Source organism: Paenibacillus nasutitermitis (genome assembly GCF_014641075.1).
Classification (GTDB): domain Bacteria; phylum Bacillota; class Bacilli; order Paenibacillales; family Paenibacillaceae; genus Paenibacillus_Z; species Paenibacillus_Z nasutitermitis.
The window spans coordinates 1,288,332-1,314,931 of sequence record NZ_BMHP01000003.1 but is presented as its reverse complement, the minus strand read 5'-3'; the positions used below and the strand labels follow the sequence as shown (position 1 = coordinate 1,314,931).

Annotated in this window: 26 protein-coding genes; 16 read left to right on the top strand and 10 right to left on the bottom strand. The window is 45.5% G+C overall.

What is annotated here, in order from left to right; genetic code table 11:
- The first annotated feature begins 303 nt into the window (after positions 1 to 303).
- The 9 genes from IEY46_RS24525 (at position 304) to IEY46_RS24485 (ending at position 11,872) form a co-directional block, all read left to right on the top strand.
- Entirely contained in the window at positions 304 to 2,019 is a 1,716-nt protein-coding gene (locus tag IEY46_RS24525; protein WP_229750522.1) for a sensor histidine kinase, read from the top strand.
- Positions 2,020 to 2,119: 100 nt separating this feature from the next.
- Entirely contained in the window at positions 2,120 to 3,418 is a 1,299-nt protein-coding gene (locus tag IEY46_RS24520; RefSeq protein WP_188995993.1) for a response regulator transcription factor, read from the top strand.
- A gap of 106 nt (positions 3,419 to 3,524) precedes the next feature.
- On the top strand, positions 3,525 to 5,234 hold the full coding sequence (locus IEY46_RS24515) for an extracellular solute-binding protein (RefSeq protein WP_188995991.1): 1,710 nt from the start codon (positions 3,525 to 3,527) through the stop codon (positions 5,232 to 5,234).
- Between the two features lie 171 nt (positions 5,235 to 5,405).
- The gene (locus IEY46_RS24510; RefSeq protein ID WP_229750521.1) at positions 5,406 to 6,272 is read left to right on the top strand and encodes an ABC transporter permease; all 867 of its coding nucleotides are present in this window, start codon (positions 5,406 to 5,408) and stop codon (positions 6,270 to 6,272) included.
- A 16-nt stretch (positions 6,273 to 6,288) separates the two neighbouring features.
- A complete protein-coding gene (locus tag IEY46_RS24505) occupies positions 6,289 to 7,179 on the top strand; it encodes a carbohydrate ABC transporter permease (RefSeq protein WP_188995987.1) in 891 nt (296 codons plus the stop codon).
- 202 nt (positions 7,180 to 7,381) lie between these two features.
- Positions 7,382 to 8,077, top strand: coding sequence for a response regulator transcription factor (locus IEY46_RS24500; protein ID WP_188995985.1), 696 nt, complete (start codon positions 7,382 to 7,384; stop codon positions 8,075 to 8,077).
- Entirely contained in the window at positions 8,070 to 9,074 is a 1,005-nt protein-coding gene (locus IEY46_RS24495) for a sensor histidine kinase (RefSeq protein WP_188995983.1), read from the top strand. Before IEY46_RS24500 ends, IEY46_RS24495 begins: the two co-directional genes overlap by 8 nt.
- Positions 9,075 to 9,177: 103 nt before the next feature.
- On the top strand, positions 9,178 to 9,939 hold the full coding sequence (locus IEY46_RS24490; protein ID WP_188995981.1) for an ABC transporter ATP-binding protein: 762 nt from the start codon (positions 9,178 to 9,180) through the stop codon (positions 9,937 to 9,939).
- Positions 9,929 to 11,872: an FtsX-like permease family protein gene (locus tag IEY46_RS24485; protein ID WP_188995979.1), complete on the top strand. Its 1,944-nt coding sequence runs from the start codon at positions 9,929 to 9,931 to the stop codon at positions 11,870 to 11,872. Before IEY46_RS24490 ends, IEY46_RS24485 begins: the two co-directional genes overlap by 11 nt.
- Positions 11,873 to 12,006: 134 nt before the next feature.
- On the opposite strand, the gene IEY46_RS36505 is transcribed toward IEY46_RS24485, so the two are convergent.
- The 4 genes from IEY46_RS36505 to IEY46_RS24470 form a co-directional block, all read right to left on the bottom strand.
- Positions 12,007 to 12,192, bottom strand: a complete 186-nt coding sequence (locus IEY46_RS36505; RefSeq protein ID WP_229750526.1) for a hypothetical protein — start codon at positions 12,190 to 12,192, stop codon at positions 12,007 to 12,009.
- A complete protein-coding gene (locus tag IEY46_RS36500; protein ID WP_229750520.1) occupies positions 12,129 to 12,356 on the bottom strand; it encodes a TMEM175 family protein in 228 nt (75 codons plus the stop codon). Before IEY46_RS36500 ends, IEY46_RS36505 begins: the two co-directional genes overlap by 64 nt.
- Before the next feature lie 120 nt (positions 12,357 to 12,476).
- On the bottom strand, positions 12,477 to 13,298 hold the full coding sequence (locus tag IEY46_RS24475; RefSeq protein ID WP_229750503.1) for an acetyltransferase: 822 nt from the start codon (positions 13,296 to 13,298) through the stop codon (positions 12,477 to 12,479).
- 97 nt (positions 13,299 to 13,395) lie between these two features.
- Complete coding sequence (locus IEY46_RS24470; RefSeq protein WP_188995977.1) at positions 13,396 to 14,442, bottom strand: phosphotransferase enzyme family protein; 1,047 nt, start codon at positions 14,440 to 14,442, stop codon at positions 13,396 to 13,398.
- Between the two features lie 94 nt (positions 14,443 to 14,536).
- Here IEY46_RS24470 and IEY46_RS24465 point away from each other — a divergent pair, with 94 nt between their 5' ends.
- The gene (locus tag IEY46_RS24465; RefSeq protein WP_188995975.1) at positions 14,537 to 15,100 is read left to right on the top strand and encodes a 5' nucleotidase, NT5C type; all 564 of its coding nucleotides are present in this window, start codon (positions 14,537 to 14,539) and stop codon (positions 15,098 to 15,100) included.
- Positions 15,101 to 15,130: 30 nt separating this feature from the next.
- Positions 15,131 to 15,571, top strand: a complete 441-nt coding sequence (locus tag IEY46_RS24460) for an NUDIX hydrolase (protein WP_188995973.1) — start codon at positions 15,131 to 15,133, stop codon at positions 15,569 to 15,571.
- 65 nt (positions 15,572 to 15,636) lie between these two features.
- Here IEY46_RS24460 and IEY46_RS24455 read toward each other — a convergent pair whose 3' ends face one another.
- On the bottom strand, positions 15,637 to 16,308 hold the full coding sequence (locus IEY46_RS24455) for an ankyrin repeat domain-containing protein (protein WP_229750502.1): 672 nt from the start codon (positions 16,306 to 16,308) through the stop codon (positions 15,637 to 15,639).
- Between the two features lie 322 nt (positions 16,309 to 16,630).
- Here IEY46_RS24455 and IEY46_RS24450 point away from each other — a divergent pair, with 322 nt between their 5' ends.
- The gene (locus IEY46_RS24450) at positions 16,631 to 17,656 is read left to right on the top strand and encodes a stalk domain-containing protein (RefSeq protein WP_188995970.1); all 1,026 of its coding nucleotides are present in this window, start codon (positions 16,631 to 16,633) and stop codon (positions 17,654 to 17,656) included.
- Positions 17,657 to 17,740: 84 nt separating this feature from the next.
- On the opposite strand, the gene IEY46_RS24445 is transcribed toward IEY46_RS24450, so the two are convergent.
- Positions 17,741 to 18,172 carry an NUDIX hydrolase gene (locus IEY46_RS24445; RefSeq protein WP_188995967.1) on the bottom strand — a complete coding sequence of 144 codons (432 nt, stop codon included), beginning with the start codon at positions 18,170 to 18,172 and terminating at the stop codon, positions 17,741 to 17,743.
- Between the two features lie 321 nt (positions 18,173 to 18,493).
- Between IEY46_RS24445 and IEY46_RS24440 the strand changes: the two genes are divergently transcribed.
- Entirely contained in the window at positions 18,494 to 18,859 is a 366-nt protein-coding gene (locus IEY46_RS24440) for a hypothetical protein (RefSeq protein ID WP_188995966.1), read from the top strand.
- 156 nt (positions 18,860 to 19,015) lie between these two features.
- Here IEY46_RS24440 and IEY46_RS24435 read toward each other — a convergent pair whose 3' ends face one another.
- Both IEY46_RS24435 and IEY46_RS24430 read right to left on the bottom strand, forming a co-directional pair.
- Positions 19,016 to 20,491, bottom strand: coding sequence for an MDR family MFS transporter (locus IEY46_RS24435; RefSeq protein WP_188995964.1), 1,476 nt, complete (start codon positions 20,489 to 20,491; stop codon positions 19,016 to 19,018).
- Between the two features lie 65 nt (positions 20,492 to 20,556).
- A complete protein-coding gene (locus tag IEY46_RS24430; protein ID WP_188995962.1) occupies positions 20,557 to 20,796 on the bottom strand; it encodes a hypothetical protein in 240 nt (79 codons plus the stop codon).
- A gap of 729 nt (positions 20,797 to 21,525) precedes the next feature.
- Between IEY46_RS24430 and IEY46_RS24425 the strand changes: the two genes are divergently transcribed.
- Both IEY46_RS24425 and IEY46_RS24420 read left to right on the top strand, forming a co-directional pair.
- Positions 21,526 to 22,272 (top strand): ABC transporter ATP-binding protein, encoded by a 747-nt coding sequence (locus tag IEY46_RS24425; protein WP_188995960.1) that lies wholly within the window; start codon positions 21,526 to 21,528, stop codon positions 22,270 to 22,272.
- On the top strand, positions 22,269 to 24,233 hold the full coding sequence (locus tag IEY46_RS24420) for an ABC transporter permease (protein ID WP_188995958.1): 1,965 nt from the start codon (positions 22,269 to 22,271) through the stop codon (positions 24,231 to 24,233). Before IEY46_RS24425 ends, IEY46_RS24420 begins: the two co-directional genes overlap by 4 nt.
- Before the next feature lie 34 nt (positions 24,234 to 24,267).
- Here IEY46_RS24420 and IEY46_RS24415 read toward each other — a convergent pair whose 3' ends face one another.
- Both IEY46_RS24415 and IEY46_RS24410 read right to left on the bottom strand, forming a co-directional pair.
- Positions 24,268 to 25,272: a sensor histidine kinase gene (locus IEY46_RS24415; RefSeq protein ID WP_188995956.1), complete on the bottom strand. Its 1,005-nt coding sequence runs from the start codon at positions 25,270 to 25,272 to the stop codon at positions 24,268 to 24,270.
- Entirely contained in the window at positions 25,269 to 25,928 is a 660-nt protein-coding gene (locus IEY46_RS24410; RefSeq protein ID WP_373288879.1) for a response regulator transcription factor, read from the bottom strand. Before IEY46_RS24410 ends, IEY46_RS24415 begins: the two co-directional genes overlap by 4 nt.
- 279 nt (positions 25,929 to 26,207) lie before the next feature.
- Between IEY46_RS24410 and IEY46_RS24405 the strand changes: the two genes are divergently transcribed.
- On the top strand, positions 26,208 to 26,351 hold the full coding sequence (locus IEY46_RS24405) for a hypothetical protein (protein ID WP_188995952.1): 144 nt from the start codon (positions 26,208 to 26,210) through the stop codon (positions 26,349 to 26,351).
- The last annotated feature ends 249 nt before the right edge of the window (positions 26,352 to 26,600 follow it).

Sequence of the window (26,600 nt, the reverse complement as noted above, 5' to 3'; positions counted from 1 at the left end):
GTAAGCGGCTTTAAAGGAAGGGGGCGATAGCCCCTTTTTCGCATTTCCCACAAATCAGAACGTAAAACGGGGCGCACCGTGCAGAAAAACGAAGGCGCTGCCCGCAGTATGTAATAGTTTTCAGTTGAAGCATGTGTATGTGCCGGTAGCACCTTAGGTGGCATTCTGCTCTGAAGGTAGAGCGGGACATCAGGGTGCTTCTTTTTTTTGTGTGAGGAGCATACAGGTGTGTTTTTCCGTGACTTATGGCTTAATAAGGGAAGGGTACATATTTCGTATAGGAAGGGGGATGCGGGTTTGAAGGTGGTCGGCTTTTGGCGCAGATCGATATTTATGCGGCTTGTTCTTACCTTTCTGATCATTATGGTGCCGCTTTATGGCATCGGGATCAGCATGTACAAGTGGGGCGTAACCGCGATCAAAAGAGAAATTCTCAATACAAAGGCAGCCCAGATGTCCTACTATCTGGATAAACTCGAGAAGGAGATTCAGGGGCTGAAGCTGGTGCAATCCGATACGCTGTACAATGACGATATTAACCGGCTCGCCAATAACGTTCCTTTTATGGACAATTACGAACGCGGCTATTATTTAAACAAACTGCAGCAGAGGCTGAGCGCGATCAAAAACGGAAGTAATTACATTGAAAATGTAATCGCCTACATTCCCTCCATCGGGCGGTTGATTCCGGCACAAGGGAGTATAGGGGAGCTGCAGGAATCGGATATGAAACGGATGGCCTTCTTCGACGACTCGACCCCTTCGCAGTTGATTTATCAAGATGAGCTGCTGCTTCTGAACGCTTATTTTCCTCCAAACTATATCAAGAAAAGCCCTCAGCCCTTATATGCCGTCCAGATCAAGCTATCCCTCTCTCGGCTCAAGGAATCTCTGAAGCAATTCAACCTGAACGAGAATAGCGGTTCCTTCCTTATGGATGCCCATAAGCGTTTACTGATTTCGGACAATACGGCATCGCCGACACAGGAAAGTATCCGCGTGCTGGTAGGCATATCTGACAGCGGCAGTGGTTCGATGAGTATGAAAGGAAAGCCTTATCTTTATATTTACCGCGCTTCTTCTTATCTGGGTCTTACTTTGGTCAGCTATATTCCGGAAAGCGCACTGTTTGCGGGGCTTGGAAAATACAAATTTTCGTTCTGGCTCCTTTCCATTGCTGTCCTGCTGATCATCATTCTTTTTTCGCTGGCGATTCTCCGCTTTATCCGGATGCCGCTGCATACGCTGATCAGAGGGTTTAAGCGGCTTGAGAACGGGGACATGGATTTCACGATCGGCCATCGGTTCGAAGATGAGTTTGGTTTTCTCTATGACCGATTCAATTCTATGCTTGGGCGGCTGCGTTCCCTGATCGACCAGAATTATAAGCAGACCATTATGGTGCAGCGGGCGGAGCTCAAACAGCTCCAAACTCAAATTAATCCCCATTTCCTCTATAACAGCTTTTTTATCCTTTACACAATGACCAAGCGGGGCGAATATGAGCATCTAATGAAATTCCAGCTTCAGCTGGGCGAGTATTTTCAATACGTAACCCGCAATGCCTCGGATGAGGTTACGTTGGAGCGGGAAGTGAATCATGCGCGAGCGTATTGCGACATCCAGTCCATGCGGTTCTCCAGCAGAATTCGGGTAGAGTTCGATGAGTTGCCGCCGGAATATGCAAACACCATTGTACCGCGTTTAATTCTGCAGCCTATTCTTGAAAATGCTTTCGAGCACGGTCTGGAGAAGCTGGAAGAGAATGGACGGCTACAGATACGGTTTCTTTCGGAGAAAGACGGATTATGCATTGAAGTCGCGAATAACGGAGCGCCGATGACAGATGAACAGCTCCGCAAGTTCGAATCCGAAATCGAATCAAACGAACATGCGGAAGTGACGGGCTTGATTAATATACACCGGCGGATCAGGCTGCTTCTCGGAAGCGGGTACGGTCTTCGCATTGCCAGCGGCAAGCTCGGTGTCACGGTAACCATCCGGCTGGCAGTTATCTGAGCATATGAAGCTCCACAAAACGTTAACAACGATGGCTGCTGAACCTGAAATCTTACGATTTCAGATTCAAACCAACCATCCCTTTAAGGAGAGGTTCCCGATGTATACGCTTTTGATTGTCGATGATGAACCGATTATCGCCGACGGATTATATGAAGATTTCAAAGATTACGGTAAAAGGGAAATGGATGTGCACCGCGTCTATTCCGGGAAGGGAGCGCTTGAACTATTGGGCCGGATGAAAGTCGATATTATCCTTTCGGACATTCGTATGCCCGGCCTGGATGGGATCGGCTTGCTCCATCATGTGAAGAGCAGTTGGCCCTCCTGCCGCGTGATTTTTTTAACCGGCTATAAGGAGTTTGACTATGCGCACCGTGCTATGGAGGACGGCGCAGTCCGGTATATTCTGAAAACAGAAGGCTATGGAAAGGTACTGGAAGCCGTCGAGCAGACCATAGACAAGATTGAAAGTTCGCTTCGCGCCGAAGCATTGATAGCCGAGGCGGAAGAAAGGCTCCAGGTGTTGAATGAGATGATGCTGCAGGATGTGCTCGCTGCCGCACTCTGCGGCGAGATGGAGGCCGGCCCCGGCATTGCGGAAGAATTGCAGCGGCTCGGCATGTCCCTCAATCCCCATGAACCGGTCTGGATGGCAATCTGCCGATTTGACACGCCATTTCCGCCGGTTCCGTCCGGATATATGGCCCGGAAAGCATCGGCAGAAACGATCAGGCTGATTGCCGAGCAGTATTTTTCTCCGCTTGTGCAAAGTATCATGACCGCTTCCGGTTCAAACCTGATGGCATGGCTTCTGCAGGCGAAACATACAAGCAGCGGGCCGGAGGTCTCCAGGCATCGGGAAGAGCAAACCGGACTGTTCATCCGTGAAACGCTGGAGACGATCCAAAGGGCAGTGAAGGAAACGATCGGGCGGACGGTTTCGTTTGCGGTTTGTACCGGGACATTGGAATGGGAAAGGATCGCAGAAGCACACCAATCGCTCGCGATCCTTCTTGATTACCGGCTTGGCACAGGTACAGAGATGCTTCGAACCGATAAGCAGGAGGCCCGATCCCAGGATATCGTGACCAAAGTCAAAGTCTATATCGACGCGCATCTTCACGAGGATATATCTCTTGTGAGGCTTGCGGATCTGGTCCATTTCAATCCAACCTATCTGTCCCGCTTCTTTAAACAACAAACCGGACTTAACCTTTCCGAATTCATCCAGAATGTCCGTTTGGACCGGGCCAAGCTGCTGCTGGCCGATACAGGGAACCGCATTCATGACATAGCCGCAGAGCTCGGATATGGTTCCGCTTCGAACTTTGCCCGTTCCTTCAAGAAGCTGACGGGCTTCGCTCCGCAAGAATTCAGAGATGCATTCTGCAGGTAAACAAATGAATGGCCCGTAAAGAAATGATGATATGAAAACGCTTTAATTCTTTCTATAATGAAAACAAACAGTGGCCACTGTAAATAATGACTAAAGGGGAACAGGCATGAAAAAGACCAAAATCCTCCTTATCGCTATGCTGACATTTGCCATTCTGGTTCTTGCGGCCTGCGGAAATAATACGGCAACGAATAGCGGCAACACGCCGCAGCCAAGCAACACTTCGGACGATAATACAGGGGACAACGACGCCGCCGCTAAAGGGGAAGATGCGAAGGGCAAATACGACCCTCCGATTACCATTACATCGGTGAAAGGCCTAAGCGATCAGGTGCAGAAAGCTGTCGCGCTCAAGCCGGATGTAGTGAATGACAACATATGGACCCGCGGCTATGAGAAGGATTTGGGTATCAAAATTAACTATCTCTGGACGGTACCAGGGGCACAAATGGAGCAAAAAATGAACGTGGCCATTTCTGCAAACGATTTGCCGGACATTATCCCTGCCACCGCGCGTCAATTTAAGATGCTGGTTGATTCTGGCGTGGCCATGGATATCACGAAGCTGTTTGATCAGTACGCCTCCGACTTCACCAAGGAGATGATGGAAGCCGACAAGAGCATCGGTTTGAATCAGGCGACTGTGGATGGCAAACTGATGGGCCTCCCTAATGTGAATGGGGCCATTGATGGCGGTTCGATGATTTGGATCCGGGCGGATTGGCTGAAAAATCTCGGTCTTGAGCCACCAAAGACCATGGACGATGTCATGAAAATCGCTGAGGCTTTCACCAAAAATGACCCGGACCAGAACGGAGTGAGCGACACTTACGGACTTGGGCTCTTGAAGGACCTATTGGGCGGTTTTGCCGTGCTTGACGGATTCTTCGAAGGCTATCACGGATACGTAAACGGGTGGATAGACGATGGCTCGGGCAATCTTGTTTTTGGAGGCATACAGCCTCAAATCAAGAGCGCGCTCGCCAAGGTGGCGGAAATGTACAAGAACGGATATATCGACAAAGAATTTTCTGTCAAAGACACCGCAAAGGTCGCCGAGTCGCTAACGGCTGGTAAAGTCGGCATGCTGTTTGGCCAGCATTGGAATCCATTCTACCCGCTGCAAGATTCGAAGAACAAGGATCCGAAAGCGGATTGGCAGGCATTCCCGATCGTCTCGGCAGACAGTGAGCCTGCCAAGCCGATGATTAATGGCTCTGCCGGTACATTCTATGTCGTCAATAAGAATATGAAAAACCCGGAAGCGGCGATCAAGCTTTACAACTATTTCTATGCCAAAGACCCGGCGATCAGCCCGGATTTCGATCCCGCTTATCATGGCAAGAACGGCGAGCAGGAAATAGCGCCGGATCAAAGCTTTGAATTGGCCGCTATGATATCGTTCTACCCGCAGCAGAACCTGTTTATCCATCAGAGTGTAAATAAGTATTTCAACGATAAGGACCAATCGGTTTTGGAGAATTATTGGGTCAAGGATAACGCGGAGCAGATCGAGAAGCACAAAGCTGGCGATAATAAGCTCTGGAGCGCCTACGCTTGGTCAGGTCCCGATAACAGCGCGTTCACCGTGATCGATTACTACGACAAGAATAATCTGTTCCTGCAAAATGGCTACATCAAAACCGATACGGAGTCGGCTACCCAAAAGGGAGCGACACTCAACCAGATGCGCGACGAGACGTTCACGAAAATCATTATGGGATCGGCGCCCATCGACGAGTTCGACGCTTACGTGGCGAAATGGAAGAAGCTTGGCGGGGACGACATTACCAAAGAAGTCAACGCAGCCAAGTAAAGAATACAGCAAGGCAGCCGGTTGGAGGGATGAAATGCATGCTCCAACCGGCTGCCCGCTATTAATAGAACAAGGAGTGTAGAGGCAATGGCGAGTAGACAAACCGTGGCGCCACCTGGCGGTTATACCAAACGTGCGCGTGCCATAGCGAAATTCAGGCAGCAGATTCCCATGCATCTTATGCTGCTCCCATGTATTCTGCTGGTTGCGGTCTTCAGCTATTATCCAATGGCGGGCATATTGATCGCCTTTCAGAACTACAATCCGACAAAAGGATTCTTCAACTCGAAGTTCGTCGGCCTTGAGAACTTTGATTATGTTTATGCCATGCCGGAAACGATGCAGGTGCTCTGGAATACGGTCTTGATCGCGCTGCTCAAGATCATTTTCGGGCTAATCGTGCCCGTCCTCTTTGCGATATTGCTTGATATGGTTCGCCGCAGCTTCGTGAAACGATCCATCCAGACGCTGATTTATATTCCGCACTTTTTATCCTGGGTCATTTTGTCGGGCATTCTGGTCGATATTTTGTCCCCGACCGACGGCATTATCAATTTCATGCTGAAAGGTATTGGAATCGAACCGATCTTTTTTCTCGCAAATGAGAAAATATTCCCATATATCCTGGTCGTTACCGATGTTTGGAAGGAGTTCGGCTACGGGACGATTATTTATCTGGCGGCGATCACCTCGATTAACATGTCGCTTTACGAGGCTGCTGTCATGGACGGAGCCAGCCGTTTCCGCCAAGTCCTGCATATTACCATCCCAGGCATTATGCCCATCGTTATACTGATGGCGACACTCAGTCTCGGCAATGTGCTGAATGCAGGCTTCGAGCAGGTTTTCAACCTGTACAGCCCTGTCGTCTACAAGACCGGCGATATCCTGGATACATTCGTTTACCGGATCGGTTTGCTGAACAGCCAATATGGCGTGGCTACCGCGGTCGGGCTGTTTAAATCAGTCGTATCGTTTGTTTTCATCGTCACGGGTTACAGGCTTGCCTCCAAATTCGCAGGCTATCGAATTTTCTGACAAAGGGGCGGGTTTCATGCATCACCAAACGTTCGGCGGCAAAGTATACGAAGGGTTAAATTATCTATTGCTATCCATCAGTGCTCTGCTGTGTATTTTCCCGATTATCCACGTGCTTGCCGTATCCTTCAGTGGCAGTACGGCTGCTTCTGCCGGGCAGGTAACGCTTTGGCCAGTCGACTTTACCCTAAGCTCCTATAAATATGCGCTGAACAATAAGCAGTTTCTCACCTCCTTTCTTGTTACGTTGGAGCGTGTAGCACTCGGCGTTGGGATCAATATGGTGTTAACCATTTTAGCGGCCTATCCGTTGTCCAAGGAACGCGGTGACTTGTATGGGCGTAATATTTATTCGTGGTACCTGTTTATCACCATCATTTTCAGCGGGGGACTTATTCCCTGGTACATGACCATTAAGCAGCTTGGCCTGCTGGACTCGGTGTGGGCGCTGGTTCTGCCGGGTGCGGTGCCGGTATTCAACGTCATCATTCTGCTTAACTTCTTCCGCCAGCTCCCGAAGGAGATCGGCGAATCGGCCTTCATCGACGGAGCGGGCCATTGGACCATTCTAAGCCGCATTTATTTGCCGCTCTCCAAGCCGGCTCTGGCGACACTCGTGCTCTTTACCTGTGTAGGGCACTGGAACTCCTGGTTCGACGGGCTGATTCTGATGAGCTCGCCGCAGAACTATCCTCTGCAAACTTATCTGCAGACCATCATCGTCAATCGCGATATGTCCCTGTTCACAACAGCCACGCAGGAAGAGCTCAAAATGTTGTCCCAGGTATCCGACCGCACATTGAAATCGGCGCAGATTTTCATTGCTGCCGCTCCGATTCTGGCCGTATACCCGTTCCTCCAGAAGTATTTTATGAAAGGAATTGTACTCGGCAGCGTGAAGGGCTGACTTCAGTTTTGCACGGAAGAATCGAACTTCGCCGCCAGAGGACGGCGTCAGCCGTTTCTTCTTAATTTAGGACGTTTATCCAATGGCTTTGCCCCTTGCGATCAGGAGGGCGAAGCCATTTTACGTTTTGGTGCAAATAGCACACAAAAAGATTTTATTATACAATGACTTCAGATGACTTGAAAAGGTATGGTGGAATCCTTTGTTTAAACTCTTGTTAATTGAAGATGACACGACGCTGTTCCATGAGATCAAGGATCGGTTGGCACAATGGTCGTATGATGTTTACGGGATTAATGACTTCAGTACAGTCCTTCAAGAGTTCACAGCGATTAAGCCTGATTTGGTCATTATTGATATTCAATTGCCCAAATTCGATGGCTTCCATTGGTGCAGAATGATTCGTGCCCACTCTAACATTCCGATTATATTCTTATCCTCTCGCGATCACCCGACGGATATGGTCATGTCCATGCAGCTTGGAGCGGATGATTATATCCAGAAACCCTTTCATTTTGATGTGCTCATTGCCAAAGTCCAAGCGATTCTCAGGCGTGTATACAATTACAGCACGAACACAATCGAGCTCAAAACATGGTGCGGCGCAACGGTGGATTATGAGCGAAATACAGTAATCAATGATAAAGGAGCGATTGAGCTTACCAAGAATGAACTGTATATATTGAAGCTGCTTATTGAGCAGAAGAATAAGATCGTAACCCGCGAGGAGCTGATCAACGGACTGTGGGATGATAAACGATTCATAAGCGATAACACGCTTACCGTCAATGTGAACCGTTTGCGAAAAAGTCTCGATGAGCTAGACTTGGGACGTTTTATTGAAACGAAGGTCGGACAAGGTTATATGGCTGTTGAAGAGGCGAATGCATATGATTAAGTCATATCTCGTTGAAAGACGCAGCTGGATCCTTCTTTTCATACTCCTGCAGCTCTTCGTATTGTTTGTTGCTTTCCTTGATGCGGCCATTCCGCTTGCGTCCCTTCTCTATCTTGTCTTCTTGTCGATGATTATTTTTTCGGTCTTCTTAATCATTCGCTACAAGAAGGAAACCAGATTTTACAAAAGCTTGGAAGAGAGTGACAACAATCTTGTCTTAACAAGTATCGCGATACCTGAGAGTCCCTTCGAACATATCATTGAGAAAAGCATGGCCAGCCAGGCCGCACTCCTGAAGCAGTCTGCATCCCAGAACCGAACGGCTTTGGAACAGGAGAAAGATGAGCTGCTGGCTTGGATTCATGAGGTGAAGACGCCACTGACAGCCATGCATCTCATGATTGACCGCGTAGAGGACGAAACAATGAAAACACATCTGACTTATGAGTGGCTGCGAATTCATCTCCTGCTCGACCAACAGCTCCATCAAAGGCGGATACTGTTTATAGAAAATGACTTGTATATCGAACAGACCGGGTTGGAAACGATCCTCTTTACTGAAATTAAAACCTTGCAATCCTGGTGTATCCAGAAGAGGATCGGCTTTGATATCCAATTAGAAGTGCCGGAAGTGCTAAGTGATGCCAAGTGGCTGGCTTTTATCCTCAGACAGCTCTTAACAAACGCAGTGAAATACAGTGATGCAGCCGATATTACGATCCGCAGCTACCGGCTGGCTGATCAAACGGTCCTTGAAGTAGCCGATTCCGGACGCGGCATCGACCCCAGGGATCTACCGCGTATATTCGATAGAGGCTTTACCTCCACCACCATCCACCAGGACAATGCCGCAACAGGCATGGGACTGTATCTGGCCAAGAAAGCTGCAGATTCATTGCTCATCCAGATCGATATCCATTCAAAGCCAGGAGCCGGAACGACGGTCACCTTAACCTTCCCGCAAAAAAATGAATTCGTTCGCATCACAAGCATGTGACAATAATGTCACATGCTTCTATGTATTGTTCGCTCAATCGAAGGATAAGAATGCCGGGCCCTTTTATAATAAGGTTATTGAGAAAAGGGAGTGTATCGATAATATGGCCATTTTAGAAGCAACTAAAATTCATAAGAGCTATGGTAATAAATTTAATAAACAAGAAGTATTGAAGGGGCTGGATATTAGCATTGAAAAGGCTGAATTCGTCAGTATCATGGGCGCATCAGGTTCAGGGAAAACGACATTGCTCAATGTTCTTTCCTCCATCGATAAGATTAGCAATGGCACGATCAAGATTGAAGGAACCGAAATCTCCGGCATGAAAGAAAAGCAATTAGCTGAATTTCGGAAGAACCACTTGGGCTTTATTTTTCAAGAGTATAACTTATTAGACACGCTGACAGTGAAGGAAAATATTCTTCTGCCGTTATCCATTACGAAGACGCCAAAAAAAGAAGCGGATCAAAGGTTTGAAGCGGTAGCGACGGAGCTTGGGATCTACGAGATGAGGAATAAATACCCCAATGAAATTTCTGGTGGCCAAAAGCAGCGCACCTCCGCGGCAAGAGCCTTTATTCATGAGCCGAGTATTATATTCGCGGACGAGCCTACGGGAGCGCTTGATTCCAAATCCGCATCGGATTTACTGAATAAAATGAGCGAATTAAACCGTAAACGAAGCTCTACGATTGTTATGGTTACGCATGATCCTGTAGCCGCCAGTTACTGCAGCCGGGTCATCTTTATTAAAGATGGTCAACTTTACACCCAATTAAATAAAGGAGAAGAAACCAGACAAGCCTTCTTCAAAGACATTATGAAAACACAGGGTGTACTAGGCGGGGTGCACAATGAGCATTAATCATCTCATGCTTCGCAATCTCAAAAAGAACCTGAAAAATTATTATCTCTATGTGTTCGCCTTAGTCTTTAGCGCTGCTCTGTATTTCGCATTCGTCACGCTGCAATATGACCCCTCTATGGATGCAACGGAAGGTTCCGTTAAAGGAGCCGCATCCATTAAGGCCGCATCCGTCTTGCTTGTCGCGATTGTTTCCATCTTTCTCTTATATGCCAATATCATCTTTATTAAGCGGCGCAGTAAAGAAATCGGGTTATTCCAATTAATCGGGATGACCAAAAACAAAATATTCCGCATCCTTACGGCGGAGAATTTTATCCTTTATTTTGGTTCATTAATGCTTGGAATCTTTGTAGGATTTGCCTTCTCGAAGTTAATCATCATGATCTTATTCAAGATTATCGGTGTCGAGGCGATCGCTTCTCTTCAATTTTCCTACCAAGCCCTCATCCAGACGCTGATTGTATTCTTCGTTATCTATCTCTGCATCATGCTAATGAATTATATCTTTATCAAGAGACAGAGTATTCTATCCTTGTTTAGGGTACGATCCAGCTCAGAAGGAAAAATAAAGAAAGTGTCCTTCATTGAAATGTTTACCGGGATTGCGGGGATGATATTGATCATTCTGGGCTATTACATTTCATCGAAGCTGTTTAGCGGTGATTTCTCAACGATAATGGAGCTTTTTCTAGCGATGTTAGTGATTCTGGCATCTGTCATTATCGGAACCTATCTCTTCTATAAAGGATCGGTCCGTTTTATTTTCAATATCATTCGAAAAAGGAAAAATGGCTACTTAACGATTAATGAGGTGCTTTCCCTCTCCTCCATCATGTTTCGTATGAAAACAAACGCTGTATTATTAACGATCATTACGACCGTGTCTGCACTTGCGATCGGTTTATTATCTTTAAGCTACATCGCTTATTATTCTTCGGAGGAATCAGCCAGGAAGTCGGTACCGGCAGATTTTGCAATGACGAGTGTTCAAGATGCAGAGAAATTTAAAGATGCCTTATCCGCGCGTAAGATCAAGTATACGCAAACCACGATTGAGGTTCTCCAGGCAAATTTCAATGTGAAGAACATTATGAGTACAAGTCTGGATGCTTTGAATGTGGATCCGGCTAGTATGACTCTTCCTGTTATTAGTGAGAAGGCAGTTGAAGGTATCGACCTTGCTCCAGGCGAAACCATTTTTGCAGGCTATAATGATATGTTACAGAAAGTTATGGCTTTCAAAAGCTCAGGACAAATCGAGCTGAAAAGTCAACATGAAGTCATTCCGCACCAATATCAAGGGCTGCAGAAAGACAGCGTCGTATCCTGGTATTTCACCTATGGCGGCTTGCCCGTTGCTATCGTAGATGAGGCGGTATTCGAGCGCTTGAAGAAGGATTTAGACCCGAAGATTCAAAAACAATACTCGTTGTATATTGGAATTGATATTGCAGATCATGCACAAGTTCAAGCAGCCAATGACATTTTTCAAAAGATGAGCTTTAAAAATCATGCCAATGACTCCCAGCTTGAAACGAGCACCACCCAGAAAGAAAATATGGGGCTTATCATGTTTATCGTTGGTTTTCTGGGACTTACCTTCCTGATCACATCGGGATGTATTCTTTACTTCAAACAAATGGATGAGAGTGAGGATGAAAAAGCGAGCTATACGATTCTACGGAAGCTTGGCTTCACGCAGGGAGATTTGATAAAAGGGATTCAAATCAAACAAGTCTTTAATTTCGGGATTCCATTAGTCGTTGGTTTATTCCACAGCTATTTTGCCGTCCAGTCGGGATGGTTTATGTTTGGCACAGAGCTTTGGACGCCCATGTTTATGGTTATGGCCCTCTACACGGCTTTGTACTCGATTTTCGGGATATTATCCGTGTTCCATTACAAAAAGGTCATTAAAGAAGCCCTTTAATAGTGGGTCACATTTCAATAGCCCAGCCAGTCTTCCACGAATATTTTTTGGTCGGCTCATGGCCGCTATGCTACATTGTTGGATCTGAGTCGACCGATCCTGCTCTCACATGTTGCAGGAACGTATAATATAACTTAGGAGGACCGGCTCCTTAATACACGCTCGATCCGCTGATCAGGCACAAACCAAATGATAGCGACGAGCACAAAGCAGAAGCATGACAACCATGAATTGAGATAGGCCACTACAATAGCAATCAGCAGCACGATACCATACAACGCCGTAGGCGTAGGAGAGAAAGCAACAACATATTCAGCCACATTAGTTTTCCATGTAAGCTGCGAACCGTTTGGAGAAGATGATAATGGTTGTTCCAATATATTACGACATAAACAAAGCTGACCGCGTAGCTGAGGAACTTGGGAACCAGGGCGCCCAAGGAACTCCAATCGTGGCCATTGGGGATTTTGAATTCAAGCACCATGATGGTAATGATGATGGCAAGCACGCCGTCGCTGAACGCTTCCATTCGAGTCACTTTCAACGCATTCCATCCTCCCGGGTTCAAATTATTTGGCCGTGCGACGTATCAACTTATTTTCAGTTAATCGCCAGGCATCTCTTTCCAAAGGGATTTGGTGTATGCGATTCGTAATCCCAAACGTTCCATATTACCCTGGCTAATTGAACCGAATCTCGCTTGACCTATAACGAAGTCACAATGGAGCTCTTCTGATTCTTTTATTCTTGCGGCCAACAAGGCTGCATGGCACCCCTTGCCTTGAAACATCGGAAGGGTCGCTGCTGCTGCAAGAGAGCCAACGCCATCTTGAACGTTTAATACGGCAATGGCAGCAGGAAGGTTTTGATAGCTGGCAAGATAAAAGTGCCAACCGGGTATATCTTTAAGAATGTAGTTGTTTCGGGTAACGGAAGGGGCTAAAAACTCAGGCATTTTAAACGCTTTTGTGTAGATTTCACCAAAAAGGCTGAACTCGCTTTCGTGCAATTTCCTGATGCTGAGCCCATCATCCATATTGCGCGGCACAGGCAGTTCTTTTTTAGGCAAGCCATACAAAGAAGAATGGAATCCATACTGATAATATCCCCGTTCGGCTAGCTTCAACATTAAATCAGCATTAACTAAGGGGGCGATATCGAATCTGCAAGGCATGTTATGGTCACGATAAAACGCGATCATGTCATCCAGTAGATCGATATCTTCACTTGTTAACCCTCTTACAGAATTGAAATACGGGTCAGGAATCCCCTTTACGATAAAAGCCGTGGCATTTCCAAAAGGTTTTATATAAACCTGCTCTGGATTGCCCTCCAGATTTTTAATGGCATTTAAACGGGAGAAAAGCGTGCTGGTTTCAGCCGACTCCACTCTTCTGGCTATTGACTGCTGGACCTCCATACTCATGACTTGCCCCCCTTATAACGATATGATCCGTTAGTTAAATGAGTTAATATTTTTGTACAGCCCAGGTTTCAACATCTCTCTTAAATAAAATCTGCTATTAGAACACAGGGTTTAATTCCAACCATTTTTTAAGCATAATAATATCTTCGTCAACATTTCTTATAACAGCAGAGTCTCCCCATGTATTAGGAAGAAAAGAAACGTATAGCGTACCCATATTAAAAATTCTTCTGAATGGAATAAAGAGGGCAATAGAATTCACTTCATTTTCGCTCATTGCTCTAACTTTGTTGTAGCCATTTAAAAATTGATTCTTACGACGCTCTCGTTTTTTCAGTTTTGTTACATCACTTCCCATGCCGAAAGGGAAAGCGTACATTGATATATCATATGCTCGCCAACCATTCCCACAGAAATCAAAATCAAATAAGATAGGGTTGTTGTTAGCATCAACCCGTATATTTCCACTATAAAGGTCACCATGACATACGCCATATTGTGGTTTTTCGATCGTTAAATAGGCTAATTTCTTTTTTACATTTTCCGCAACTTCCTCTAGGAAATTGATGTCAAAATCATAAATAGTTGAGAATTGTCTTATGGCGTTCATAGAACGATCTATAAATGAATGGGAGTCTAAATCCCATCGGTTAATTCCAAAATCGCTTGTATCCCAAGCATTATGGATGGAAGCCATATAACTCCCTAATTTTTCGTTTAATTCAGTGGTTTCCTCGACTTGATTAAACTCATATATTCCAACTGACGTGTATAATACGCCATATCTTATGCCGTTTATAGTATTAAATTCTGAAATGAATGTTCCATTCCGATTCATAACGGGAAGTGTAACTTCAATACCTGAGCATTTAAGATGATTAAGCAAATCAACTTCTGCTTGAATTTCTTCCATGCTTCTCATACCTTGACGGTATACCTTAAAGAAATATTCTTTATTGGCTGCAATAATCTTATATATGTCATGCAAACCTCTATAGTATAACCGACATTTTAAATTTCGAGAAAAATATTCTCGTGAAATATAATCACATAGTGCATCTGAAGATAATACAGATACCTCCAATGGGAAAAAATTATGCAATATAAAAAGCTCCCTTCTTCTTGATTCAACTTTAATTTCCATGTACCTTCCATGCACGAAATTCAATTTACATGGCTAGCCATGATGTGGTATGATCGCTAGAAATTTATGGGAATTGATTAAAGGGGGATAACATTTGCATATTGGAGTAGATTTAGATAACACGGTTCTTGATGCAACCTCTGCTTTCTTGCACTATTACAATATTGCCTCCGGATTTTCGTTAACACATGAGGATGTCAATGATTTTTACTTATACCGCTTGTATGGTTGGAATGAGACAGAGCGTGACGTGGTTTATCATAAATATGGATCTGATATTCATTGGAACTCATCTCCATTACCGATGGCAGTAGAAGTACTGCAACAATTATTTTCGAAGCATCAAATAACAATTATTACTGCTCGACCTTTACTCTTTCGTGATGTTACCGTTGAATGGCTTAAACACCATAAGATAAATTATCACAATATAACACTAATCGAAAACAAGCTTCAAGAATGTATGGACTCTAATATTGATGTTTTGATTGATGACGGTCCTCATTATGCAGAGGAGTTTGCTCTTATGAATAAGCCGGTTATTTTATTTGAGCAGCCCTATAATTTGTCCGTTACTAGTGACTCCGTGTATCGTGCTTCAAGCTGGATTGAGGTAAACAAACATATTGAATACTTGGAAGCAAAATTAATCGATTAAACATAATACCTTGGGAGTGGAGGTGGAAGTATGTTGACATTCATTTCAGAAATACCTACTGACCAAAACATTAGCGGTGTTCATTGCATACCTATCTTAGAAAACGGAGATATCCTTTTGACTTGGGATAGAGATGAAAAGGTATTAACAACGATTGGAGGTAGACTGGATAAAAATGAGTCCATAAATGATGGTTTGGATCGTGAATCTATGGAAGAGGCGGGTATTGTATTAACCGATGAAAGAATTCCATTTGCTTGTTGGTTTTGGGAAGAATTCGACTCGTGTAGAATTTACTTTTTAACTAAGGTCAAGAAATTTACTGAAATGCCAAAAGGATATGAAACAACAGGGTATGTAATTACTAATTTTAAAACGGCAATAGAAATGATACAGAAAATAGAAGGTCGTGAAGAACGTATTGCTGTAATAAAAAGAGCAGGAGTATTGTCTGGTTGGCTTACTGAATAGTTAGATGACCGTCAATATTAGACACTTCATCCAGCAGCGTTTCATTGATAACGTTTTGTGGGTGTTCAACCCCGCTCCGACGATTGAGCGCCCTCGCTTGTAAGCCAGGCAGCCAAGGTATCCCTCCGAGTTTCGAGACTGCGTGCCGCGTCGAGCGGTGTTTGCTCCGTGTAACCAGGAGACCCGTTGATGTCGGCTCCTTGGGAAAGGAGGTACTGTGCCACACGGCGTTGGCCTCCATGGCACGCTTGCCAGAAAGCTTCGGTAATGTCGACTGCCGTCGGAGAATGATTGACTAGAAGCTCCTCTACACGAGACATCATCCCCAGAGCCGCTGCCTGCCAAAGCCTGTCAACACGAGCGCCCCGCTGTACCAATAGGCGAGCAACGTTCCAGCATCCATAACCCACTGCATTGTCCAAGGGAGTGCCGCCACCAATTGAGCCACCCAGCACTTCAATGTCGGCACCCCCATCGATCAGTGCAACCGCAACATCCACATCGTCACTGCTGGCCGCCCAGTGCAAGGGTGTCTCCGAGTACTGCCCTCCAATCATTGTTGCGTTTGGATCTGCTCCAGCTGCAATTAGTATCTTTACAATTATGGGGGCGTTTGGGAAATATCCAGGCCAGTCGGTAACAATATGCAGTACAGTGCGAGCAATGCCTTTGCTGTCTAATCCTCTTTTTGTGGCCAGGCCGGGCATTTCCTGCAGGAGAAGGCGCAATGCGTCCACATCGCCCTCCTGAACCGCGTGCATGAACGACATGGGCATTGGATCGTTATGTTGGATAAGCTCCATTTTATCCACTCCTTAGGCATTATTTATGAGGCATTCTCCAAAGTGGCATATCCTCAGGCTAAGTTCGTACGTCTTGTTAACCATTAATCCGATCATAATCAAGTGCTTTGTTAATAGCAACAATATCATTTTGCCTCTATTCCATCCGTTATGGCGTTGACTTTCCCATCTGTTGCAATTTCCATTATTTACATCGTAACCAATTGCTGGTTAACCGCGTCCCAATAAGGATAACGGTTTACGAGAGGATGATTGGATGCGAAGATTCAGCAAAGCCGGATCAACCGCGCTGCTTGCTATTCTGGTGACAGGAGCAGTGTCTACGGACACGGCGATGGCGGCAAGCAGCGTCTACTTGGATGGCAAGCCGCTGGCGTTCACAGCGGAGCCTGTTGAGCTGGGAGGAACAACCCTGGTTCCGATGCGCTCGATAATGGAGGCACAAGGAGCCAAGGTAACCTGGGACAGCCGGAAAGAGACGGTCACGGCGACCAAGGGCGACAAGACGCTTGTCTACAAGATTGGGGAAACAACGGCCTATGATAATCAAACCCCTGTAACACTCGCCAAGCCGGGTGCGATCATAAAGGGTGTCACCATGGTCCCCTTGCGATTCATCAGCGAAACATTAGGCAATGTGGTGCAGTGGCATTCTTACGCGGACAGCATCACGATTTCCTCTGCAGCCCGCTTTGAGAATACGGTGCGTTATGGCGTTAATCTTCGTACAGCCCCAAACACCCAGCCGGATGTTCCGGTCTACCGGATGCTGCCCAAAGGGGAGAATATTCACGTCATTAAAGAAATGGACGGCAATTGGCTGGAGGTGCAGACGCAGGATAAACGGATCGGGTTTATTTCGGCCAAGCCGCTGTATACCAATTACACCAGCCCTCAGCTGGCAGAGAATCAGGCGGACCAGCTCATTGCGTACGGCTCACAATTTCTGGGCACTCCGTATGAATTTGGGGCATCTTCGGATCAAACGGCTACGTTCGACTGTTCCTCTTTTGTCCGGCGTGTGTTTAACGAGGTATTGTCCGTGGAGCTTCCGCGCGTATCTTACGATCAGGCAGAGAAGGGCCGCGAGGTCGGCATAAATGAGCTGCGCAAAGGCGATCTGCTGTTCTTCAGCGCCCGTGGGCTGGATATTGGCCATGTCGGCATTTATGCAGGCAATAATACCATTTTACATACCTTTTCAAAGGATAAGGGCGTTCATTTTATGGAGCTGGATGAAAAATGGATGAAGCGCCTTGTCAAAGCACGCAGGATATTATGATACCCTTTCACGGTTTGACCAAGCAGGCATAGATATGTAGTCATCCTCGCCCTCCAGGGCGGGGATTTTTTTAATATGGCTCTTTTATAAAAACCCTTGAACATCTAAATCGAATGAATGATATTTCAATTCTCTATTTTGAATCCAAGTTTCCAACGGTATTACCCACGGGAGAAATTTTATAAAATTGCGTAAATCCTTAATATTTACAAACTGCATCTCAATTATATCATCGTCACGTTCTTCAATTTCATTTTGTTCTGAAGGCAAGCTGCCCGTATAATAAACTTGGAGATACAGTCCATATTTTTTCGAAGTATATTCCGTAACAAAAGCAACATCTCCAGCGACTATTTTAAGCCCTGTCTCCTCGTGTGCTTCTCTTTCCGCAGCTTGGGAGAATGTTTCACCCATTTCGGTTGAGCCTTTCGGCAAACCCCAGCCATATTTATCCTTTACTAATAGAACCGCATCGTCTTTTAAGACCACTATTCCAGCCGCGAGATTATGAGCCAAAGTTTCACACCCCATCTATATGAAAGTGCTTTCTTACTAATTATCTCATGGAATTGGGTGACAATCTACAAACAAGAACCAAGCCAAATAATTATCAAGGTATTTAGGAGCAAGGCCTTTGGAAACTTATTTAAACCTCATCCTTGTAGAAAAACATTAAAGTACGTAGTCTAAACTTTATTTTAATAGATACTGCGAAATCAAAGGGATAGGATGGTCGTACCTTAGCACTTGCTTAAATGTTGTAGAATTAAATGTGACGCATGAAAGGGAGTTCTTATAAGGAGAAAAGTTCAGAAACGAAGAAAGGACATGACTACCATGGAAGACGTATCGAATGTAGATAAATTGGAATCCATAAAGTCTTTACAGTCGACAATCAGTAAACTCGAGAATGCCTTGTCCCAGATGACTCAAAATGGCGCAAATACTACCCTGGTAAAGAAACGACTCAAAGCTGTTTACATCGGCTTAGCCGTGCTGGAAAACATTTGGAATCAGAAACCCCATCCTTACACCCGGGAAGAGTTGGCAGAAGCTCGCAATGTTATTACTGGTTTATCTCCAACAATTGAAAACAGTTATGCGAAGTCAAAGACTGGTAGTCCCCAAAGAACGCTTTTAGAAAGAAGAATGAAAGCGTTGGAATTAACCATTCAAGCGATTGATGACCTTTCCACTAAATAACTCGTTCACCTTTATGAACAAGAACTAACTGAAGCCATTATTAGTTATGAGTTGCAAAGTCACCCAACTAACAAGACACGTAATTTTTTCGTCTTGACCGACTATTCGGTATAGTCGGCGAGATTCTCCTGCATGACCGGTTATGCCTTAGAGAGGCTAACGTGCCCCGTTGCTTCTGCTCTCATGGTTTTTGGGTTCTTTCTTTTGAGAAAAATCGGGACAAAGACGGCCATTTATAAACCAGCCCAGTACCAAAACAATTATTGCGAGAATAAATTCAATCCCAAACACCGTTTGCAAACCGGCAACGATACTTTGTGTTTTATTTTGAAACGCAGTGGGATCGAGCGAATGGTGAAGATAACGATTGGCTCCGGACGACATGATGCCGACGAACAAAGCGATGCCAATTCCCCCAGCAATCTGTTGGAGCGTATTGTATATGGCTGTGCCATGGGGGACCAGGTGACGCGGAAGTTGATTCATTCCTGCCGTCTGAGCCGGCATGACGACAAACGATATGCCTAAGAATAAGAGGACATGATTGAACAGAACGGAGCCTCGGGTTGTATCGCTGTCGATACCGTCAAACAGCCACAGTGATAGGGCGATCATGACCAGTCCGGGCATTATGACGAATCTCGGTCCGAATTTATCGAATAATTTTCCCGTCACAGGCATCATTATTGCGTTTAAAATGCAGCCTGGCATCAGAAGTAAGCCTGTCGCGAATGCTGTCAACTGCATCACATCCTGCATATAGATCGGCAGCAATGTCGTGGTGGCGAATAAAACCATCATCAGCACTACTATCAATACCGCTACCAAAGAAAAAGCGGGATACCGGAATACGGAAAGATCAATCAGAGGCTCTTTAATCTTGAGCTGCCGCCAAATAAGCAAGAGCAAGAAGAGGCCGCCTATGGCAAACAAACTGTAACTCCCAGGACCAGCCCAGACAGCAGTCTGGCTGAAACCGTAGGTGACACAACCAAACCCGACGGTTGACATAACAATGGATAAAAGATCGACCCTTGGCTTGGTTATTTCTGTAACATTTTTTAAATAAATGAATGCATAAATAATCGAAAACAATGCGACAGGAATCACCATGTAGAACAGCCATCGCCAGTGTAAGGTATCGATAACCAACCCCGACAAAGCTGGCCCGATGACAGGGGCGACCATGATGACAAGCCCCATGAGACCCATGGCAGCCCCCCTGCGTTCCGGAGGATAGAGGGCAAGAATCGTATTTATCATCAACGGGACCAATAATCCTGTCCCGCAAGCTTGAACGACCCTGCCCATCAGCAAAATTTCGAATCCCGGGGATCCTGCACACAAGCAGGTGCCGGCTAAAAATAGCGCCATCGAAGACATAAACATCTGGCGAGTCGTGAACCACTGCTGCAGCAATGCGGTCACCGGCACCAGTACGCCGATCACGAGCATATAACCCGTCGATAACCATTGTATAGTCGAAGCAGAAACGTTGAATTCCCGCATCAATCCAGGGAACGCATTGGTAAGTAAATTTTCGCTAAGAAAAGCAACAAATGCGCCTATGAGCAGCGCGGCTAACATCGGCCCTCTCTTCAATCCAATTGCTTCGCGAACCTGCTCGTTCATCTTCTACCTCCCGAACGCTCTTTTCGTTCTGTCCTTGACACCCAATGGCCGACCTGTCGTGCAAGTCATCCTACACCATCGCTTTCTAACAAGGAATAAAAATGATCGCGGTCTTCGTCATCGAATTTGCCAAGTGTCCGTACCCTGACGAATTCATGTCCGCCATACATGTCTATTTCCTCGCCATACCTATTGTAGAGCGCAATCATATTGCCATCCCGATTCAACTCCATGTACCCGTAGCATTCTGCTTCGGGCGCTTTACCGTAAAGGAGCATAAATCTGATTATGTCCACTCTGTTCATGCAGACCCTCCTTTTCTGTCTATCCTCTTCGATTGACCTCAAGAGAAATTTTACGTGAAACTGGATGAATTGGAAAAAACGAAATTGCTTCTCATTCTCGGAAATTCATTCCTATTTCGAAACCAGTAGTGGGGTCCCCCCGCTTTTTCGATCATTCACACATTATCTCTTGACAGGATGAAGCTTGGGGATTATGATAACGTGCCGGTTAACTCAATACGGAAAATCAATAAAAAGGCCGACTTTTTTCGCCGATAGACCCGTTAAATTATTTACTCGTGATCATAAGGTAATCCCATATAACTACAAGGTATTTACAACGGTGTTTGTTGTTAAACATATGATTAATGACAATACATATTGGTACAGACGGGTTGAGAGACTAAGAACGCATATAGATGAGTATACCGAAGTAGACAAAGCAATGATTGGATTTCCAGAGAACTGGTATTATTTATTGAAGGTGTAGAGCGCTTGCCTTTTAGGTGGCGCTCTTATTCTGTTCATGTTTAACAAAATTCGTTGTTAGAATGATACGGATAACCGTATCACAAGTAGGGGCAAGTTTTGCGGTCGGATTGAGATGAGAAGTGGTGGGTTGCTTCAGGATATTGTTATGGAATTGCTGTACTGTTAGTGACAAAAACGTCACGTTACCTTGTGTTACTTCTATGGATGTTGTTGCAAAATGTGGCTATAGTGAGTAACAGGAAGGGGAGGACAAAGAGTATGGGAAACGTCATTCAAACCAAAAATTTATCCAAAAATTATGGAACGACAGCAGTACTCAAAAATATCGATGTGGTAATTGAGACCGGAGAACTTACAGCGGTTATGGGGCCTTCGGGGTCAGGGAAATCCACGCTGATGAATGTGTTATCTACGATTGATCAATTTACCGGCGGTGAGGTGTGGCTGGAGGGGAAGCCGCTGCTGGATATGAATAGAAGCTCGCTACGGCAATTTCGGCAGGAGCGTATGGGATTTATTTTTCAAGATTATAACTTGTTGGATACATTAACGGTGAAAGAAAATATTTTGCTGCCGCTCTCGTTGCGCAAGTTCAAGTCCGAGGAGATGGAAGCAAGGTTGATGCACATTCTGCAGGCGCTCAATATTGAGGAAATCTTGCATAAGTATCCGAATGAAATTTCAGGCGGGCAAAAACAGCGGGCAGCCTCGGCACGGGCTATCATTACGAAACCGGCAATTGTATTCGCGGATGAGCCGACAGGAGCGCTTGATTCACGATCTGCGACTCAATTGCTGGAGCAGCTGGTAGGCCTAAATGAAGCTTTTGGCACGACGATTATGATGGTTACTCATGATATCTATGCCGCGAGCTATTGCAAAAGAGTCATTTTTCTGCGCGATGGGGGCATTGTAAATGAGCTGTATGCCGGTGATCAGACCCAGAAGGCATTCTACGATCGTATTTTGGAAACCCAAAGTCTTATGGGGGGCAACCCGCGATGAGTCTGCTCGATTTAACGATCCGGAACGTAAAGCGTAATTTTCGTCTCTATACCCTTTATTTATTCTCAATGATCATGGGTGTCATCATTCAATTCACGTTCTCGTCTCTCATGTATAACGAAGATATTATGGATGCGCTGCAAAACCGCAAAAACTTCCAAACGGGTGTAGCCATTGCGTCAGTAGTCGTCTTTATATTCATCATTTTCTTCATTCTGTATGCCAACTCGTTCTTTATGAGGCAGCGTAAAAAAGAGTTCGGAATGTATCTGCTGTACGGCTTAAGTGAACGTCAAATTACGGTGATGGTATTCTATGAAACGCTGTTTATAAGCTCGATTTCTCTGGTCACAGGGGTACTGCTGGGAGGTTTGCTGTCTAAGCTTTTCGGGATGCTGCTAATGAACCTCATGCAGTATGATCAGGTCATTTCGTTATCATTCCCTATACAAGCCATACTTTCCACAGTAGGATTGTTTTTCTTACTGGCCCTCGTCATCAGCGTACAAAGCTATATGATGGTGAACCGAGTGCAGCTTACGGAATTGTTTCATGCCAAGCAGAGGTCAGAGAAGCCCGTGCGGGTCTCCGCTGTTATGGCGCTGCTCTCTTTACTTCTACTCGGCGTAGCTTTCGCTTTGATCAGCAGCGGAAAGGGATCCGTTTTCTGGCAGGATTACGCAACTTCGAGTATGATTGCCGTGACTATTGGAGTTATTGGCGGAACGTACTTATTTTTCCGTCAATTCGCAGGGTGGCTGCTTCGGGCGTTAAGCCGTCGCAAGAGCTATCATGAAGGCAATACCGTATTGTGGACCTCTTCACTGCGTTTTCAAATCAGGGGCAACACCTTGAATCTAACGTTTATTTCCTTATTCAGTGCAGCAATCATGATGTTAATGTGCTTCATGACCGTCAACTATAAGGTACAGTTTGACGCGGTGGAGATGAATCTGCCGAACGATATAGCATTTCAGTCAATGGAAAAAGAAACGAATGCTAAAATCGATGACTTGATCAAAAGCTCAAAGCACAAGATTACCTTTCATCTGACGCATGAGGGTTTAGTGGCCTCACCGGTAACTGATATGAATATGGCTGTGGACAATCCAGAATATTACACATCCGATATCCTGCTTGTATCCCAGCGGACCTACAACGAACTGATCGAGAAGCGGGGCCATAAACAAAGCGTAAAGCTGCAAGGGAATGAAGCGGTATCTCTTTCGCAAGGATCGGACTTTCCAACACGGTATACACCGGGAGAGCAGCCCAGCTTCACAGTCAAGACGGATACGGAAACGACATTCAAGTTGACCGAGAAAAAAGATTATGCGTATCTCGGATGGGCTTCGGACCCAGTGCTTTCAATGATCAATAAGCCAGCAGTGTTCGTGATTTCCGATGCAGCGTATCAAGACTTGTCCGCTCATGCGGACACCCGGTCATTTGAAATCTACGGGATTGGCGACGTCAAAAACGCGGAGGAGCTCTCGAAGCAAGTACACGTCATAGTCATACAGACGTCGGGAGCTTATTACTCCTCGTTCGCGGATGTGTATTCCAAGCAGATCGAAGGCTCATCCTTGATGCTGTTCGCCAGCGGGTTCCTAGCGCTTATTGCGATCTTCGCGCTAGCCAGTGTCATTTATTTCAAGCAATTGCGCGAAGCGACCGATGAAAAGCTGCAGTACGCGATTCTGCGGAAAATGGGCGTTGATAACCGGCAAATGAAAAGCGTGATCCGCAAGCAGTTGCTGTTCGTATTTTTGCCGCCAATTGTGCTTGGCGTATTGCATAGCTGGTTTATAATCAATTATTACATTCTTGATTCCGTGCAGGATTTCCCCGGACTTACAGGCGTGGTCTGGGGCATCATGGGCGTCTACTTCTTAATTTATTTGCTGTTCTATGTCTCATCCACGAATATCTATTATAAAATCGTAAGTGATAAATATTAGCAGAAAACGAAAAAACGCAATTAACCTCTGCGGGTCATTGCGTTTTTTCGTTGTCCTTTTGCAGAATGTTCAGGTAAGGATCATGGTTCTTCGGGAAGTGGATCGTGAGTTCGGTGAAGCTGTCAACCTCGGCTTCACATGTGATGTAGTGTCCCAGCTTCTTCGACAGCTCCTGGGCCAGGTATAAACCCATGCCTGTCGATTTCATTAACGCACGCCCGTTGGTTCCCGTAAACCCCCGGTTGAATATCCTCGGCAGGTCTTTACGGTCAATGCCAATGCCATTGTCGCGGATGATGAGCAGCTTCTCTTGCTGCGTGACCTGTGTGGAGATCGAGATTTGTCCCTGATCAGGGGTATATTTCAAGCTATTCGTGATCAACTGATTGACGATAAAAAGCAACCACTTCGAATCGCTCTGCACGAAGGAGGATTGTACGTCCAATTGGATGCTTATTTTTTTGGAAATGAACGTTTTGGAGTGGTTTTTAACAACCTGCTTGGACAGCAGCTCCAAATTACAGTTCACAATCACATAATCCTGGTTGAAGCTGTCGAGCTTGGCATAATACAAGGCTTGATCCACATAGTGTTCGATTCGTGATACCTCTTCCTCCAAGCTTTTGGGATCGATTTCCGTTTGCTGCATCAACCGCAGAATGGAGATGGGCGTCTTTATTTCGTGAAACCATGAGACTATGAAGTCATAATATTCTTTTTGCTTATCCTGCACCTCATTCAGGGTGCGAATATGCTTGATCTCCAACTGCTGCGCGGCCTCGCGGTGAGCTTCCGCTTCCAGAGACAGCGGCTCGGTGTCGTCATCGCGCATATGGTGGATGGCCTGCACAGTCTTCAGGTAGCGATGGAGCAGGAAGCCGGCCAGACAGAACAAGCTCAGTACCAGCACATAAAAGAAACTGTGCCAGCGCCATGTAACTTGCGGATCCGTCGCAAACAAGGCAATTGTTAGGAAGACGCCTATGGCATACAGATAGATATACGGCCTTTCATACTTAATAAACCGCCAGAATCTCATTCGATGAGATACCCCATTCCTTTGCGTGTAACGATGAAATCCTCGATCCCTAGAAGCGCAATCTTACGTCGCAAACGGTTCACGTTGACGGTTAGCGTATTGTCGTCCACAAATTGCTCATCATTCCATAACACTTGCATCAATTCGTCCCGGGGGACGATCTTGCCAATATTTCGCATCAGGGTTTGCAGAATAATAAATTCGTTCCGCGACAGCTCTTCTGTCTGCTCCCTGTACTGAATGGAGGAATTGGACAAGTGAAAAATAAGCTGACGATGGGAGATTTGCATGCTCCCATCCTGGTAGGTGTAATTGCGCCTTAGCAATGCGCTCACTTTCGCCACGAGAATACTGAGGTCGAACGGCTTCTGCACGTAGTCATCCGCACCCATATTAATCGCCATGATGACGTCCATATTCTGACTGCGTGAGGAAAGGAAAATAATAGGCACCTTGGAGACGGAGCGAATTTGCTGACACCAGTAAAACCCGTCATACATCGGTAAATTCACATCCAGCAGCACCAAATGCGGCTGTCCCTTCACAAATTCGTCCAATATCCGTTCAAAAGAGGACACCTCAATGACCTCGTATTGCCATTTGCGCAGTGTGTCAGCTACAATTCGTCTGACTTTCTCGTCGTCTTCTACGATCATGATTTGAAACAAAGGAATTCCTCCAACTCACAATGAAATAATGTTAACTTAATTATATCATTTCCCCCTTGACGTTGATGTTCCGAAAGCAAAGTCCATCAATTTACCGGATGGACTTCTTTTCAACAGCTTCACCATCCGCAGCTAAACATCTATGGAATGCATTCATGACGCATGAGTGTTCAAGCGGAGACTTGAGGTATTGGTAAATATCAGTGATCTTTTAACGCTATTAGCACAATTTGCTATAAATTGTTGAAGAGTAAGGTGGCGAGGATATTGGATGATAAATTTGTTTGGGGAATCTTTGTAGTGGATAGTTCAAAACCATTCCCTAACTTCTCTCCGGTTGGACGAAAGTTAGTTGGCATGAATGGTATTCATCACGAACATTTTCATTTCAGAGATGAATCAAGTAGCTAATCACTAAGGTGGATGTTGATGGGGTGATTGGCCGCCGCTTATTTAGGGCGGTTTTCTTTGCATTCGACGGAGAAATCATCAATTATATTACTGAATAGGTACCAATGCCTGAAAAATCATTCCAAGTCGTAGCACCTCTAGTTAGCGAAGCTGACAACTACATTCTGCGTCTCCTATACAACAAATTTAATTTTAATTATTTATCTCGTTTTCCAATTTTAGAGTAAATACTTGCTTTTTCGACAGAGA

Excerpts from the sequence above, each read along its gene's own strand:
- IEY46_RS24520 (WP_188995993.1), top strand. The coding sequence starts at position 2,120 with ATGTATACGCTTTTGATTGTCGATGATGAACCGATTATCGCCGACGGA.
- IEY46_RS24515 (WP_188995991.1), top strand. The coding sequence starts at position 3,525 with ATGAAAAAGACCAAAATCCTCCTTATCGCTATGCTGACATTTGCCATT.
- IEY46_RS24510 (WP_229750521.1), top strand. The coding sequence starts at position 5,406 with ATGCATCTTATGCTGCTCCCATGTATTCTGCTGGTTGCGGTCTTCAGC.
- IEY46_RS24505 (WP_188995987.1), top strand. The coding sequence starts at position 6,289 with ATGCATCACCAAACGTTCGGCGGCAAAGTATACGAAGGGTTAAATTAT.
- IEY46_RS24495 (WP_188995983.1), top strand. The coding sequence starts at position 8,070 with ATGATTAAGTCATATCTCGTTGAAAGACGCAGCTGGATCCTTCTTTTC.
- IEY46_RS24490 (WP_188995981.1), top strand. The coding sequence starts at position 9,178 with ATGGCCATTTTAGAAGCAACTAAAATTCATAAGAGCTATGGTAATAAA.
- IEY46_RS24485 (WP_188995979.1), top strand. The coding sequence starts at position 9,929 with ATGAGCATTAATCATCTCATGCTTCGCAATCTCAAAAAGAACCTGAAA.
- IEY46_RS36500 (WP_229750520.1), bottom strand. The coding sequence starts at position 12,356 with ATGGTGCTTGAATTCAAAATCCCCAATGGCCACGATTGGAGTTCCTTG.
- IEY46_RS24475 (WP_229750503.1), bottom strand. The coding sequence starts at position 13,298 with ATGAGTATGGAGGTCCAGCAGTCAATAGCCAGAAGAGTGGAGTCGGCT.
- IEY46_RS24470 (WP_188995977.1), bottom strand. The coding sequence starts at position 14,442 with ATGGAAATTAAAGTTGAATCAAGAAGAAGGGAGCTTTTTATATTGCAT.
- IEY46_RS24460 (WP_188995973.1), top strand. The coding sequence starts at position 15,131 with ATGTTGACATTCATTTCAGAAATACCTACTGACCAAAACATTAGCGGT.
- IEY46_RS24450 (WP_188995970.1), top strand. The coding sequence starts at position 16,631 with ATGCGAAGATTCAGCAAAGCCGGATCAACCGCGCTGCTTGCTATTCTG.
- IEY46_RS24440 (WP_188995966.1), top strand. The coding sequence starts at position 18,494 with ATGGAAGACGTATCGAATGTAGATAAATTGGAATCCATAAAGTCTTTA.
- IEY46_RS24435 (WP_188995964.1), bottom strand. The coding sequence starts at position 20,491 with ATGAACGAGCAGGTTCGCGAAGCAATTGGATTGAAGAGAGGGCCGATG.
- IEY46_RS24430 (WP_188995962.1), bottom strand. The coding sequence starts at position 20,796 with ATGAACAGAGTGGACATAATCAGATTTATGCTCCTTTACGGTAAAGCG.
- IEY46_RS24425 (WP_188995960.1), top strand. The coding sequence starts at position 21,526 with ATGGGAAACGTCATTCAAACCAAAAATTTATCCAAAAATTATGGAACG.
- IEY46_RS24420 (WP_188995958.1), top strand. The coding sequence starts at position 22,269 with ATGAGTCTGCTCGATTTAACGATCCGGAACGTAAAGCGTAATTTTCGT.
- IEY46_RS24415 (WP_188995956.1), bottom strand. The coding sequence starts at position 25,272 with ATGAGATTCTGGCGGTTTATTAAGTATGAAAGGCCGTATATCTATCTG.
- IEY46_RS24410 (WP_373288879.1), bottom strand. The coding sequence starts at position 25,928 with ATGATCGTAGAAGACGACGAGAAAGTCAGACGAATTGTAGCTGACACA.